At 42.9% G+C, this 287-nt stretch carries 1 protein-coding gene and 1 pseudogene; both read right to left on the minus strand.

Going from position 1 to position 287, the window contains the following annotated elements:
• Positions 1-180: type II toxin-antitoxin system RelE family toxin (locus C1G53_RS00115; RefSeq protein WP_105117238.1), on the minus strand; the 180-nt coding region annotated here is incomplete at its 3' end.
• Positions 170-287 (minus strand): annotated as a pseudogene (locus C1G53_RS00120) (translation repressor RelB); the annotation flags it as partial. The pseudogene C1G53_RS00120 and the gene C1G53_RS00115, both read right to left, overlap by 11 nt.

Below are 287 nucleotides of genomic sequence, written 5' to 3' on the forward strand. Positions count from 1 at the left end.
CCCCACTCTATACCGCCACAGCCCCTTATAGTCTCCTACCAAGGCCTTCCCAAATTGTCTTGGATTCTCCAAACCGTCCAAACGTTTTTTCAAATCCTTAGCAAGCATCATCCCCACATGCCTGTCCATTTTTTTCAACTGCTTCAAAGCATCATCGCTGAGAACAAGCTTATAAGCCATCTTCTAACTCCGCAAGAACATCATCAATCGAGTGTGTAACAGGATTTTCTTGGAATTTCTTCAAAGCCTTGATACCAATTTCATAGTCCAACTGGTCTTCTATCTGT

Source organism: Streptococcus suis, from assembly GCF_002960445.1.
In the GTDB taxonomy this organism is placed as follows: Bacteria; Bacillota; Bacilli; order Lactobacillales; family Streptococcaceae; genus Streptococcus; species Streptococcus hyiners.